General features: G+C 40.6%; 11 protein-coding genes. 2 read left to right on the top strand and 9 right to left on the bottom strand.

Going from position 1 to position 15000, the window contains the following annotated elements:
• Positions 1-3: 3 nt before the first annotated feature.
• Positions 4-372 (bottom strand): response regulator transcription factor, encoded by a 369-nt coding sequence (locus H6G69_RS16010; RefSeq protein ID WP_190688841.1) that lies wholly within the window; start codon positions 370-372, stop codon positions 4-6.
• Positions 373-631: 259 nt separating this feature from the next.
• Between H6G69_RS16010 and H6G69_RS16005 the strand changes: the two genes are divergently transcribed.
• Positions 632-814, top strand: a complete 183-nt coding sequence (locus tag H6G69_RS16005; RefSeq protein ID WP_190688838.1) for a hypothetical protein — start codon at positions 632-634, stop codon at positions 812-814.
• Positions 815-1581: 767 nt separating this feature from the next.
• Positions 1582-4122, top strand: coding sequence for a calcium-binding protein (locus H6G69_RS16000; protein ID WP_190688835.1), 2541 nt, complete (start codon positions 1582-1584; stop codon positions 4120-4122).
• 221 nt (positions 4123-4343) lie between these two features.
• Here the strand turns inward: H6G69_RS16000 and rfbD are convergent, their stop codons facing one another.
• The 8 genes from rfbD to H6G69_RS15960 form a co-directional block, all read right to left on the bottom strand.
• A complete protein-coding gene (gene rfbD / locus H6G69_RS15995; protein ID WP_190688832.1) occupies positions 4344-5225 on the bottom strand; it encodes a dTDP-4-dehydrorhamnose reductase in 882 nt (293 codons plus the stop codon).
• Positions 5222-5770: a dTDP-4-dehydrorhamnose 3,5-epimerase gene (gene rfbC, locus H6G69_RS15990; RefSeq protein WP_190688829.1), complete on the bottom strand. Its 549-nt coding sequence runs from the start codon at positions 5768-5770 to the stop codon at positions 5222-5224. The genes rfbD and rfbC overlap by 4 nt, the downstream gene beginning before the upstream one ends.
• Before the next feature lie 317 nt (positions 5771-6087).
• A complete protein-coding gene (locus H6G69_RS15985) occupies positions 6088-7323 on the bottom strand; it encodes a glycosyltransferase family 4 protein (protein WP_190688826.1) in 1236 nt (411 codons plus the stop codon).
• Positions 7324-7653: 330 nt separating this feature from the next.
• A complete protein-coding gene (locus H6G69_RS15980) occupies positions 7654-9936 on the bottom strand; it encodes an FUSC family protein (protein ID WP_190688823.1) in 2283 nt (760 codons plus the stop codon).
• Positions 9937-10042: 106 nt separating this feature from the next.
• Positions 10043-11032, bottom strand: a complete 990-nt coding sequence (locus H6G69_RS15975) for a GNAT family N-acetyltransferase (RefSeq protein ID WP_242072077.1) — start codon at positions 11030-11032, stop codon at positions 10043-10045.
• Positions 11033-11468: 436 nt separating this feature from the next.
• Positions 11469-13016: a mercuric reductase gene (locus tag H6G69_RS15970; RefSeq protein WP_190688821.1), complete on the bottom strand. Its 1548-nt coding sequence runs from the start codon at positions 13014-13016 to the stop codon at positions 11469-11471.
• Between the two features lie 107 nt (positions 13017-13123).
• On the bottom strand, positions 13124-13873 hold the full coding sequence (locus tag H6G69_RS15965; RefSeq protein ID WP_190688818.1) for a TVP38/TMEM64 family protein: 750 nt from the start codon (positions 13871-13873) through the stop codon (positions 13124-13126).
• Between the two features lie 50 nt (positions 13874-13923).
• A complete protein-coding gene (locus tag H6G69_RS15960; RefSeq protein ID WP_190688815.1) occupies positions 13924-14676 on the bottom strand; it encodes a TVP38/TMEM64 family protein in 753 nt (250 codons plus the stop codon).
• Positions 14677-15000 lie beyond the last annotated feature (324 nt).

Here is a 15000-nt window from a genome sequence, read left to right as displayed (position 1 = left end):
AGGCTATTCCCCAGAACGACGGCGCAGGACAGCTTTAATTCTTGCTAGGAGTTCGCGGGTGTTAAACGGTTTGGTAACGTAATCATCTGCCCCTGCTTCTAAACCCCAAATTTTATCGATATCTTGATCCTTGGCTGTTAGCATGACAATCGGCACATCAGAAAACGCCCGAATTCGCCAGCAAACTTCCATACCACTGACTTCTGGCAGCATGATATCCAGCAAAATGACATCGGGAACTTGTTTGTGGAACTGTTTAATAGCACTATGCCCATCAGCAGCTGTTGTGACAGTGTAGCCTTCTTTTTGGAGTGTGTAGCTAAGACTATCACACAAGGCTGCTTCATCATCGACAAGTAAAATATGCGGCATTTTTCTTTTCTCCATCTGACATCACAGCAAATCAAGAGTTAAGTAAGTAGACAATTGAGTTCTCAAAGTTAGGTGGAAAGCCTAATTACACTTATATCTTGTAGCTCTGAGGATAAACCATAAATAAGCAAACAAGAGTGTAAAAAAGTGATTTCAGCAGTCAGCAAATATCTAACTAAAGTAATATTACGTAAATTACTCAGGAGTAGGCGATCGCTAAGTTGAAAGAGGAGTTGGATTTGCACATAAAGGCAGAAATATGCGAAAAAACGGCGAGAAAAGCATAATCAACAGCAAGAAAAATGCTCTCAATTCTTGCCCACGCCCAACGGCTAGTTTACACTTTACTGTCATTGATGCCCTCAAAATCCCAGCAACAAAAGAGTCATCAATTTTATCAAACAGCATTCAAGAGTTAGGAGTCAGAATTCAGAATATTTAAATAAATCAGCAATTTGATAGATAGACATTTTCATAGTTAAATGTAGTGTTTATTAAACTTTCATCAATGAAAATTACTGTATTTTTAAGTTAATCAGTAAACCTGATTAATTAGATATAACTTAATTATGTAAAACATTTTGATTAACAATAGTTAATTCACAAAAACTCATAAAATCAACCATTCTGGCTCTTATCAGTTATAAATCTTTTGTATTAATATATACGTGTATAAACTTTTGTAAAAAATGTTTGACACATTTATGAAGCAAATAAGAGACTAAAATCGGTAGATGTTATCACTTGCTTTAGTTCAATAAAAATTTAACCTTTACCAATTTGGGAATAATAAAATAAATTTTTCCAGTACAAATTTAGAATTTTGTTCCTATAAATTGGTTTAATCGAGATGTCATCAAACATCTAAATTTGTCAGTTAGCTAACAGCTAAAACATTTTATTGGGTCTAATGCAAGTCTTAATGTTTACTTAAGAAATAGGTTAATTACTGTTAACGCTAGTTTTCTTACAGTATGTAATTGTTAATCTCCTTAGATAGGTGTGTTTATTTAACAATGTCTATTTACTTAGAGAGATAAGCCTACAACTTATTCGGTTTTTTAGGCAGTTTCTGTCTAAATAGGCTCGGCATTTATTTGAACCACCTATCTAGGGAGGGTTTCTACCTACTGGCATGGCTACTTATAGAAGACACCTTGTCCAGCGAATATCTGTGAACCAAAGTAAGTTATCACCGAGGGGATTGATATGGCAGACCTAATTGGAACCGACCAGAATAACACTATAATTGGCACGTTTGAGAATGACGCTATCCTTGGTCAGGGAGGTGATGATAACCTCTTTGGTCGGGGCGGCAATGATGACATCTTGGGTGGGACTGGCGATGACTCACTAGAGGGTGAGGACGGCAATGACCTTCTCAATGGTGAAGACGGTGAGGACACCCTTGTTGGTGGGTTCGGCGATGATACCCTTCTTGGTGGAGCTGGCAATGACTCACTTGATGGTGGGTACAACGACGACCAACTCCTTGGCAGAGCCGGTGACGACACCCTCCTTGGTGGGTATGGTGATGATACCCTCCTTGGTGGAGCCGATAATGACCTTCTCGAAGGTGGGTACGGGAATGACCGACTTGCAGGAGAGGACGGTGACGACCAACTCTTTGGCGGGGAAGGGTTTGACACCCTCAATGGCGGGGCTGGCGATGACCAACTCGATGGTGAGGATGGTAATGACAGCTTGATTGGTCAGCTTGGCGATGACACCCTCCTTGGCGGATCTGGCGATGACCTACTAGAAGGAGGAGAGGGGGATGACCTACTCTTTGGTGGAACTGGCATTGATACTGCTAACTATTCAAATGCCACTGCTGGTGTCACCGTTAACCTAGCGACTGGAACCGCTACTGGAGGGGCTGGCAATGATGTCCTGTTTAATATCGAACAAGTCTTGGGTTCTGCTTTCAACGACTCCCTAACAGGCGGGCGTGGTAATGACACTCTCCTTGGTAGAGGTGGCAATGACCTGCTTGATGGTGGAACTGGCGATGACCTGCTTGATGGTGGAGATGGCAACGATACTGTCGGTGGTGGCGCTGGCGATGACACCTTGCGTGGTGGGCTTGGCAATAACCAACTCTTGGGTGGAGATGGCATTGATACTGTTGATTATTTCAGTGCCACTACCGCAGTCACGATTAATCTTGCCACTGGAACAGCTACTAGCCAGGGCAGAAATGATGTCCTGTTGGAAATTGAAAGAATCGTTGGTTCTCGGTTCAATGACACTATCTTGGGCGGATCTGGCAATGACTTCTTCCTCAGTGGTGGGGACGGTAATGACTCTATCAATGGAGGGGCTGGCAATGATCGCCTCTTTGGTGATAACGGCAATGACACCCTCGTTGGCGGGACTAACAACGACTTGATTAATGGCGGGAATGGCGATGACTCCTTAGTTGGAGAAAGTGGCAATGACACCCTGCTTGGTGGGCCTGGCAATGACCAACTCGATGGTGGGGATGGGAGTGATACTCTCATTAGTAGAGAGGGCAATGACACCCTGCTTGGTGGGGCTGGCAATGACACCCTGCTGGCTGGGGCTGGCAATGACCTACTCGAAGGTGGAAGTGGAGATGACCAAATCTTTGGTGGGACTGGCATTGATACTGCTGACTATTCAAATGCCACTGCCGCAGTCACCGTTGACCTTAGCACTGGAACTGCCAGTGGCGGAGCCGGGGATGATGTCTTGTTCAATATTGAGCAAGTCTTTGGTTCTAGTTTTAATGACTCCCTGATTGGGGGAGTTGGTAGTGACACCCTCTTTGGCAGAGGCGGTAATGATACCCTGCTTGGTGGGGATGGTTATGACTTTCTTGATGGTCAAGAAGGTGATGATCTCGTCTTGGGCGAGGATGGGAATGACAGCCTGATTGGTGGGGCTGGCAATGACCAAGTTGAAGGAGGGGAAGGTAATGACACCCTCATTGGCGGACTCGGCAATGACAACCTCCTTGGAGGGCCAGGAAACGATGTCCTTATAGGCATTGATACAACTGCTTCTAATTCTCCTGGTTTAGGGGAGATTGATACCCTAACAGGAGGGCCTGGAGAAGATAAGTTCGTACTTGGAGACGCTATTAATGTCTTCTATGACGATAACAATAGTTTAACTAGTGGTGATACAGACTACGCTATCATCAATGGCTTCAACTCTAGCGAGGATACAATCCAGCTCAAAGGAACTCTAGGAGACTATCGCTTGCAGACTGTAGGAGACAATATAAGGGTATTTCTGGACAACTCAGGGGGAGAGCTAGATGAACTCATTGGTGTTGTGCAAGCTTCTTCTCTGAGGCTTGATAGTGACGACTTCTTATTCTACGAGAAAGAAGATGCTGGACAAGGGACAAACAACACACTAGCTACTGCTGAGAAGCTAGGTACTTTAACATCAGGTTCCAAAGTTAACACCTCTGCTCAACTGGCAACACTTCCAGGGAACAAACCTGATTTTGACTTTTTCACATTTTCTTTAGCCAGCGCAGGAACTGTGACTATCAACACGCCGAACTATAGTGGTAGCTATCCAGTTCTCGGCCTATTTAATAGTGCTGGGAATTTAGTGAGTAGCGGGATTTTTAGCTCAATCACGGCTTCACTAGCGGCAGGTACTTACTCCATTTCCGTAAGTGATTATGATTACTTCCCGCAAAATGGCGGAACTTTCACTGGTGGCTATTTTAATCCTGGTTCTTATACACTAGGAGTCACTGTAGCCTAAAGACAGACACAGTTAAATTGACCAAACCCCGAATGTCACCATCTCTGGGTTTGGTCAAGAACAGGGTGTAGGGAAGATGGTATTTGGAGGGTGCTTGGAACCCCTACCAATACCATCGCTTTGATGCATATGGGGTTTGTACCACATACGGGTGGTTCGATGCTCTCTCCTCCTCTAGACCCTTAGACCCAGCCTCCACAGACAAACTCTGTGCGGAAGTCCTAAGTATATAAATATAGCTCTGCTAACATTTGCCGCAGTCTGATTCGCCAATGAGGAATATGAGACTCTAAAACAGTCGATATTTTGTTGCAAGACAGGACTGAATAAAGAGGGCGAGTAGCTAGTGTTGGATATTGTGAGGTATTGATGGGAACTACCTGTTTAATTGTCAGAGGAAAACCTAACTGTTGAGCTTCTTCAAAGATAGCGATCGCAAAATCATACCAACTAGCAACACCACTATTAGTATAGTGATATGTTCCGGTAATATTTGGCGCGATTTGATAAATTATTTTGGCTATGACATCAGCAATATCTCTTGCCCATGTAGGGCTACCAATTTGATCTGCAACTACGAAAATTTCTGCTTTTTCTTGACCAAGTTGCAACATGGTTTTGACAAAATTGCTTTTACTCAAGCTGCTATAAATCCAGGCTGTACGTAAAATTAAATGTTGTTGACAATTCTGTTGAATTAACTGTTCCCCAGCAAGCTTAGTTTTACCATAGACATTTAAAGGATTGGTCGGATCTGTTTCTTTATAAGGACTAGCTTTTTTGCCATCAAAAACATAATCAGTAGAAAAATGAATAAAGTAAGCTCCTATTTTTTCAGCTACTTTAGCAATCCTTCCAGGTGATGTACTATTAATAGTCAATGCTAAGTCTGGTTCCGTTTCGGCTTTTTCAACAGCAGTGTAAGCAGCAGCATTAATAATTACTTGAGGTTGATGGTGTTGAATAATATCTGGAAGGCTGTCAGGTTTTAATAAGTCTACAGTAGGACGAGAAATAGTAACGATATTACCTAATGGTATCAATATTCGTTGTAGTTCTTGTCCTACTTGACCTTGGCTACCAATCAGCAATATTTTTTTCATAAAAATACTTCAGCCATTCTAAATAGTTGACCAGTTTGGTCTTTTGCTGACAATATGGGTGAGGATGAAAGCGGCCATTCTATAGCTAGATCAGGGTCATTCCAAAGAATAGTACGTTCTCCTTGCGGATAGTAATATTCAGTTGTTTTATAGACAACTTCAGCAACCTCGGAAAGCGCAAGAAAACCATGTGCAAACCCTGGTGGTATCCAAAGTTGTAACTTGTTTTCACAACTGAGTTCATAACTTACCCATTGGCCAAAGGTAGAAGAACTTTTCCTGATGTCTACGGCTACATCAAATATTTTACCTTGAATAACTCTGATAAGTTTTCCTTGTGGTTTGTTAATTTGGTAATGTAATCCTCTGAGAACATTTTGCTTAGAATACGAATGATTATCTTGGATAAAGTTGACATTGATGCCTGTCTCTTGGACAAATTTTTGTTGATTGTAAGATTCGTAAAAAAAGCCACGCTCATCGTGAAAAATTTTTTGTTTAATCAGGAAAACTTCACTTATTCTGGTTTGATGTATAGCAAGCATTGATTTTCACTTGATTTTTGTTTGATCAAAATTAATAGCAAGAGACTTGCTTCACAATTATGACTTAGCAAAGTGTATGCTAACAATGCTTATAGTATCCCACAAGATTATGGTAGATAACGAGTGATATTTTAGGAAATTTATTTACATAAATACTGCCTATATGGGCATCCGGTTTGATTTTTGAATCTAGTTGTGTAGTTAGGGAATAGGGAGTAGGGTTAGGGGAATAGAAAGAAGATTTATCTGGGTGTACTAATTTTTTTCATGAATAAAATATGAGTCCTATATTATTGATTAATTAGCAAATTCACGACTCATCCATTTAGTTGAGTTATATGATTAGTTTTCTCTTTGAGTATCCAAGCAAGATGTTGAGGTAGTAATTGTGATAATTCATAACGTTGCACAATTATTTCTCTTGCTTTTTGGCGAATCTCTGCCATACGATCGCAATGATTCAATACCTCATCTACACGTTCAGCGATTTGCTCTGGAGAGAAAAAATCTACAAGTAAGCCATTCTTGCCATCTTCGATTACTTCTGTGACTGGAGCCGTATTAGAAGCAATGACTAAGCATCCTGTGGCCAGCGATTCTAACATTGACCAAGACAAGACAAACGGACGAGTGAGGTAAATGTGGGCCGAAGATGCTTGCAATACTTGGAGATATTGATTGTATGGCAAAGAACCAGTGAAATGTAACCGCGATAAATCTAGTGGCAGTTTTTCCAGCATTAATTGTTTATAAGTTTTGCCATTTGGTAATTGTTTGCCGTATGCCACACGATCATCACCAACAACGACAATATGGCAATTTGGACGGCGTTGCTGAATCAAAGCAGCTGCTTCCATAAATTGGGGAAACCCTCGATAAGGCTCCATACCTCGTGTCGCATAAGTGACAATTTCATCGACTCCAGATAAGTCTAGACCACATTCAGGCAGCACTAACTTGATACCTAAGTTAGGACGGAAGAAATTTGTATCTACACCATCATGCAACACTTTTAATTTGCTATGAAATTCCCGGGGAAACTGTTGACGTTGCCATTGAGTTGGAGAAAGCCCCCGATCGCAACTGTACAAGTCGAGAAGAATTGCGGCATTTTTTACTCTAATCCGAGCTTCCGTATCGGCATCTAAAGGCTCACTCGGATCAAAGTCTGCATCGGAGCCATGAGCATGGTAAAACCACTCGAAGTAGCACAGCAGTTCTGCTTTGGGAAAAATATCTTTCATGAACAGTGTTGAACCCCAACCTGAATGTCCATAGATCACATCAGGGACAAATCCTTGCGATCGCAACTCTTGTGCCATCCGATAAGCTGCTTGTCCTTGTAGAACTGCATTTTCTAAATTACGTACATATTGATGGGTTTGCGGATGAGCTTCGCGTGTAGGCTGATAAATCACTTTGCCAACATTGGGAATGTTGCCGTCTTTTCGCATAGTCCCAAAAACAATTTGGTGCTTTGTATCTTTAGCAAGAGTTATTACTAAATGGCGAAACTGAGCAGGGAAATTAGAGTGGAGAAATAAAATTCGCATTAGGACTATCCCAAAATTCAGAGGGGACAATAAAAAGTAGGAGTGATATCGTGTCCTGTTAAAGACTTATAATTCAGGACGCAAGGAGGCAGAGGAGAGGGTTTTTGCGTTTCTGCACAAATTTGTCGAATCACAACTGATTAGCCGGACACGATATGAGTAGTTCATTTACTACTTTATTAGATCAAGCAACTTATCCTACCTGAAAAACCATTCGACTTTATGGTGTAAAACTCCCTCAATGGCAGGCAAAGAAATTCACCATGAATTCTGCTACATAAGCTAATGTTATGTATTCAGAAATCAGTTTGCTATCTCTCTGTTTCAGTATTATTTAATAATTCGGCCCATTACACAGTGGATGACTTTAATTTCATTAATAATTCTTTCTAATTCGATAGATAAAGGCGTTTGTTCTCGAACAGCTTGCAATATGGGAGTTAATATCTGGGAACTGGTGGTAATTTCTGATAAACGAGCATTGTGTAACTGTTGAATTTGGTTGTGAATGGCTTCAAGATAGCTATCTAATGCAGGTAAAGGTTGGGGTGGCTGTCGCTGTGCTAAAGAATCTGCCAAGTTTTCTAAAATTTGAATCATTGCGTCTGTTAGTGGCTGGAGTTCGGTAAATTGGTATTCGCCACTGAATTCTGGCAAATGTTCGGCTAGGGTGGTGACTGAAGTGAAAAAGCTGCGAATGTAGAGTATCAAGGTCATTACAGGTTCAATTTCGCCTTGAACGTGGCGGGGTTCGCTAAACAATCTTTGAGCGGCTGCGGTAGCGTTGGCGTTTTCTAAGGCTGCTTGATGGCGGAGAGTGTTGAGAGTAGCAAACCCATGTTGTTCGGGATGCAGGTAGTGAGCGATTACTTGTTGAAAGTAAACAAGATTAGCGCGAATTGTTTTTTCTAATTGGGCGGGGAGTTGCTGTCGTTCCCAACGGGGGAAAAGTACATAGCTACCAATTAAGGCTAAAGCACCGCCAACTAAACCATCGACAATTCTTAATACTCCTACTTGCCAGCCGCCTGCGCTAATCAAGTTGAGTAGTAAGATGATGGCGGGAGTGAGCAAGATGGTAAATAGGCTGTAGCTTAAAGGTCGCACAGACATAGCCATAAATACTAACAGCAACAGACAACAAGCGATCGCTGTAGAATTCTTGATGAGGAAAATTAACCCAATCCCTATCAGCCCACCCAAAATAGTACCGATGACTCGCTGCACTGTGGTTTGCGAGGTTCCACCGAAGTTAGGTTTCAGGGCAACTAAGGCTGTTAAAGTAATCCAGTAACCTCGCGGAAGTTGCCAGACTGAGGCAATTAATTCTGCGAGTGTGGTAATGATGGCGAGGCGTAAAGCGTGGCGAAAAACGATGGAATCAAATGTGAAATTATTTCGTAATGTATCAATGATGGCTAAAGGTTTTGACTCTGGTGCAAGCGAAATATTTGCTGGAGTAATATAACTTTGTTTGCCTTGTTTTAAATCTGTAATAATTTCTGCGTCAGTGTGAATTTGCTGGGCTAAATCTACCAGACTAGTCATAATTTTGCGCAGATGAATTAAATCGTTATAGTCATCTGTCTGGGGGTTGATTGTTTCTACTAATACCTGAGAGCGTAAAACTAACCACTGATGTTGCAAGGCTTCGACGCTGCGATCTAAGTCGCCTAAATGCAGCAGGTTTTTGCGTTGAGCAATGCTTTTTGCCAACATTTGTAAAGCAATTGCTAACTGTTTAATTACTTGCCAAATCTCGGTTTGTAACTGAGAAAATAACTGATTTGTCGCGGCGATCGCTAATAATTCTGTAATAGCAGTAATAGAATTAACAATTTGATTGACATCCTCAATCAACATTAATAAGTTATTGCCTTGCTGGTTTGCTCCTTTTTTGACAGTCCACATTGCTGTCCAAACACTACGGGCAGATGTTAAATTTTGAATGACCGTATCTTGCGCTGGCGAAAATCTTTCTGCCCAGTTTTGAATATCTTGAGGATTTAAAGCAAGTTCGTTGGCTAAATCTACTAATTTACTCAACGAACGATAACAATTAGCGACTGTTTGAATGGCTGGTACTTGAGGATTAAAAGACCAAATTCCTAATGATAATAAAGTTGTCCATGTTCCCCCAGCCAGACACAGCAAACAGTGTTGCATCAGTGTTGCTAAATCGGTAAAGGTCGCAAATTTAGCGGAGGCAATGACAAACATAATTGATGTCACTAGGCTAATAGATGAGGCGACATTACCGTATAAACCTGCTAAACCTGCAATAAAGATGACAATAAATGTTGCGGGAATTCCTAACCAGAGATGAGTGCTGACTAGACTGGCAATGAGAAATACTGTTGTGACTGTAATTGTCGTGGCAATCATCGCCATGAATTGCTGGCGATAAGTTCCATCAACATTAACCATACCCACAAACCAAGCGGCCATAGTAGCGATGGCACTAGCAGAAGCATTACCACTAATGATGCCGAAGCCAATCGGCACACCCAAAATCAAAAGGCTACGCAATCCGGTGACAATTGCGGGTTTACCTGGTGTGATTTGGAATTGCAGCAATAACCAACTAAAAAAACCTTTATCTGTAGATGGCATTATTGGTTTAGGGAAGTAAATAGGAAAGAATCATACCCAATTTATTTTCCAAAAATGAATCCATCTCAGAAATATGTCTGAGGTACTAAAGCGGCGAGCGCAATTTTTAATGATTTTCAAATATCACTAACCCAAATTCTTCTCCAGTCGGATGAAAACCGATACCTCGATATGCTGTTTGGGCGGCTTGGTTGGCTTGATTGGTAAATAAAATAGCACGTTCGACACCATGCGATCGCGCTGCTAATAACGACCCAGCCACTACACACTTGGCGTAACCTCTACCCCTGAGTACTGGCGGTGTCCATACGCCACCAATCTGGACAATATCAGGTAAACAAGCATTAAAGGCGGTGTAAGCTATGGGGGTATCTTCCACTATCAATACCCAATGTCTCGCACTAGCTTGCCTAGCTTTAATTTCTTGACGACAAGTTGACCATAAATCAGGTGTGTCTGATTGTCCTAAAGTTTCGATGTTGTAAGCTACACACCACTGGCTGAGTAACTCAAACTCTTCTGGATAGGGTAAACGACACTCAACTTCTCCTGATGCTAAAGCAGTGGGCAATTTTAAATTTGATAGTTGCAGAGAAAATAATATCTCACTTTCATTGAGTTGAGTTGGTCGATTCACCAATCTCAATACTTCCTTCGTTATCTCAACTTGTGCCGCCGGGCCAGCAATTCCCTGAATTGCTCGATTTGATTGTGCGACTACACTTTGCACCACTTCGTTAAGATACATCGGTGCTTGAACTACCAGCATCCCATTCCAATAATGAGCCGCGACTGCAACTATACTGGTATTAGCGATCGCTGCTACATAAGTTCCCTGAAACCTTGCACCTTGGTCAACTAAGCCCGCCTCTCGCCAATTTGAACGCAAAAACATAGATGTGTTGATGTGCTGCAACAAAAAATTTTCTAGCAGTATTTCATCGCCAGGTTGGAGAATTTTTAAGATAGGCATAATATCGTGTCCGGTTAAAGACTGATCATCAAGACCGTCGAGGGGAACAGAAGACGTTTCCACAATAGGGTGTGGGGTGTAGGGGAAAATCAATGGGGCTTCCACCACATTTTTGACAGGCATGGATGAGGTACATAGGACTTATGCACAAAGATTTTCGGCGTTGCATAAATGCGGGATGAATTGAGATGTTTAACAAAAATAAAATATTGATTCTTCGCGCCTTTGCGCGAAACAAAAAACATCCCACTAATCAGCAATGCCAGATTTTCTGTGGAGGCTGGGTTAATGGGTGTCGGGTGTCGGGTGTAAGGATTTTGGATACATACACCCCTACACCCCTAAACCCTTGCCCCCTTCTCCAAACCCTTGATTTTTCGTTTTCATACGTAAGTCCTGGTACATTTTCTAGTCTCTCCCCCTTGAAAGATGTACTGCACCAAACTGAACAACGCTGTATTTATGCCTTGTAGGGGAAAAGAAACCACACCAAAGGATAGGCAAATTTTCTGCTGATGAAAATGGTGCAATTTTAATGAAACAAGTCAAAATTTCCAATTTAAGAGAGTTTGGTTAAAAATCCTAAAAGCCGTTTAGTATTTGCTGTTAGCAAAGTGCGACGATAAGCATCTGCGGCTTTTTTAATGGCTTCAGCTTGGGTAGGATAGGGATGAATCACACTGCTTAATTTACTCAAGCCAATTTTATTGACAATTGCGGTGGTGATTTCCGAAATCATCTCACCTGCATGAGCCGCCACAATGGTAGCACCAAGAATTTGATCAGATCCTTTTTTGTGGATAATTTTCAAGAATCCTGCTTCTTGGCCATCGGCGATCGCTCGGTCTACATTACTTAAAGGAATTTTAATTGTCACTACATCCATACCTTGTTTTCGTGCTTCATATTCGTAAATTCCTACATGGGCAATTTCTGGGTCTGTATATGTCACCCAAGGCATCACTAAACTACTAAGTTGAGAACGACTCAACCCAAAGGGAGAGAAAAATGCATTTTTAATCACGATACGTGCTGCCGCATCTGCCGCATGGGTGAATTTCCAGTTCATACAGATATCTCCAGCAGCATAAATTTTGGGGTTGCTTGTCTGAAGATAGTCATTTACCTTCACACCTTGACGCGTGTCATACTCTACCCCTACTGCTTCTAAGTTTAAACCTTCTACATTGGGCGATCGTCCCGCACCAGCTAATATCTCATCTACTGTCACCGAATCTCTATTACCATTAGCACAAAAGTACAACCTTTTTCCTTCGGTAACTGCAACTACCTCTTCTAATTGGCAATTTAATACTACACGAATACCTTCTTGAATTAAAACATTTTGGACAATTTCTGCGGCATCAGCATCTTCTTTATTTAACAAATGAGAACCGCTATGCAATAGAGTAACTTCCGAACCCAAACGCCGAAATGTTTGGGCTAATTCGCAACCAATTGGCCCGCCACCAATTACTGCTAATTTATCTGGTCTTTGAATCAAGGAAAAAACGGTTTCGTTGGTCAAAAAACCAACTGTTTCAATTCCCGGAATGGGTGGACGGACAGCCCTTGCACCTGTAGCTATTACCGCTTTTTTGAACCGCAAAATTTTGCCGTCAACTTCTACAGTGTTGTTGCTGGCAAATCTAGCATTACCTAAGAAAACATCAATACCTAAATTTTTAAAGCGTTCCGCCGAATCATGGGGGCTAATATTTGCCCTAATTCGCCGCATTCGCGCCATGACTGCGGTAAAATCCACTTCGACTTGTTGAGAAACATTGATGCCAAAATTTTTCGCCTGCCAAATTTCGCCAACTACCCGCGATGAGCGAATCATACATTTAGAAGGTACGCAACCTACATTCAAGCAATCTCCACCCATGAGATGCTTTTCAATTAATGCAACTTTTAAACCTAAATCTAAACCAGCCGCCCCAGCTGCTACTACTAATCCTGCTGTTCCGGCTCCAATTACTACTAAATCATAACAATCAGCAGGTTGGGGATTGACCCAATTTGGTGGATGCACATAAGAAACTAATTTTTGATTATACTCATCCACTGGGCGAACTATAACTCTTTCTAATTCTGAATTAGACATAATAAAGTATGAAGTGTGAAGTATGAAGTATGAAATGTGTAGATGCTTTTAGCTGCTTGCCGCAGGCTAGTATGAAGTGTAAAATAAATTTTTTCCTGTTGCCTACTTCAGTTATTAATTACTTCTTCTGCTAAAGCTTTCCGGGCAATGCGGGTGACATATATAGTCACAGTCAGTGTGGCAATAAATCCGATGATGCGAATAGCCCATTGTAGTGTGGAGTTAGTTGGTTGCCTTTCAGTACCAATGAGTGCTAAATTCCCCGCTAAAGAACCAATATACACATACATAATTGTGCCAGGAATCATCCCGACAGAACCAATAAAATAATCTTTTAAAGAAACACCTGTCACACCAAAGGCATAGTTTAATAAATTAAAGGGAAATATCGGTGACAATCGAGTTAATAAAACAATTTTTAAGCCTTCTTTACCTACTGCTTGATCAATGGCGGCAAAATTTTTATTATCTGCGATTTTTTTGGCTACCCAATTTCTAGCGAGGTAACGTCCCACTAAAAATGCAGCAGTAGCACCAAGAGTTGCACCAATAAATACATAAATAGCACCCCAAACTACACCAAAGACAACACCAGCCCCAAGTGTCAAAATTGCGCCTGGTAAAAATGCGATAGTGGCAATAATATAAAGTCCAATAAAAGCTATAGCACCCCAAGTGCCTAAGTTATCAATCCCTTCTAAAGCATTGCGGAAAAGTGTTTGAGGATTGAAGAAATTTGCAGGTGATGGTGTTTGTGCTAAGGCGAATTCTGATGGAAATAAGGTGGCGATCGCCAAAAATGCAATACTTAAAATTACCAATTTAATGATTTGATTATATTTCCTACCAGTATTCATCGGTGTTCTTCCTTTTTAATCAGCAGTGATTCACCTACATATTTTTCTAACTACAACCTCTTTTTATTTTCATCCTCTGTTGCGGTAATTATTATACTTTTGTTTAAAGCTTTTTGCGCTAATTTAGTAATATAAATAGTAACTAAAATAGTAGCGATTAATCCAATTAATTGTGTAATTTTTTGATATAATTCAGCCTCGGAATTTATTGGCATATTAGACATACTAGACATTGCTACGTTGCCAACCAAGGAACCAATATACACATACATTACTGTACCTGGGATAATCCCCAAAGAACCTAACACATAGTCTTTTAAAGAAACTTGAGTTACTCCAAAAACATAATTTAATAAGTTAAAGGGAAAAATCGGACACAAGCGAGTTAATAGTACAATCTTCCATCCTTCTTTCGCCACTGCTAAATCAATAGCTTTTAATTTTGGATGTTTCTCAATTTGGCTAGATACCCAATCGCGGGAGAAATAACGACCAATTAAAAAAGCTAAAGTCGCTCCAATCATTGCTGCAATTAATACATAAACCGAACCCCAAAATACACCAAATAAACAACCACCCTTTAAAGTTAAAAGTGAGCCGGGAATAAACAGTAATGTTGCTAAATTATAAATGAAAATATAAACAACAGGCCCCCAAAAGCCAAGTTTGTTAACTTGATTAATCAAACTATATAAAAATTCTTGAATATTAAAATATTTTGCAGTAATTAGTAAGACCGCAATTAGAAAAGCCAATATAAAAAATTTCAGTTTGTTTTTGCGTGGTTTATATTTTGTAAACATTATATTGACGATAAAGTTACTACAATCATTACCAGTTAATGCTATGTCAATCCTACATTAAATAAAACAAACCGCCAAAAAGCCAAGTAAAAAAATAAAAAAGAGATAATTTAAGACTACTATAGGACTTATATTTGATTTGGAAAAAACATACACTAAATTCAAAAATGCTTTTTCCTACTCCATAATCGTCATCTGTATAGAGAATTTCAAAAATTAAATCAAATTACTATAAAATAGTATCGTAAGTATACATCCGTCAGAATCCAGGAGCCAGAATGTGAGAAAATTTAATCACTTTCTTCTCGAGAACATATAGACATC

Origin of the sequence: Nostoc sp. FACHB-110 (genome assembly GCF_014697425.1) — a bacterium.
Taxonomy (GTDB): domain Bacteria; phylum Cyanobacteriota; class Cyanobacteriia; order Cyanobacteriales; family Nostocaceae; genus Nostoc_B.
This window is presented reverse-complemented; position numbering and strand designations above follow the sequence as displayed.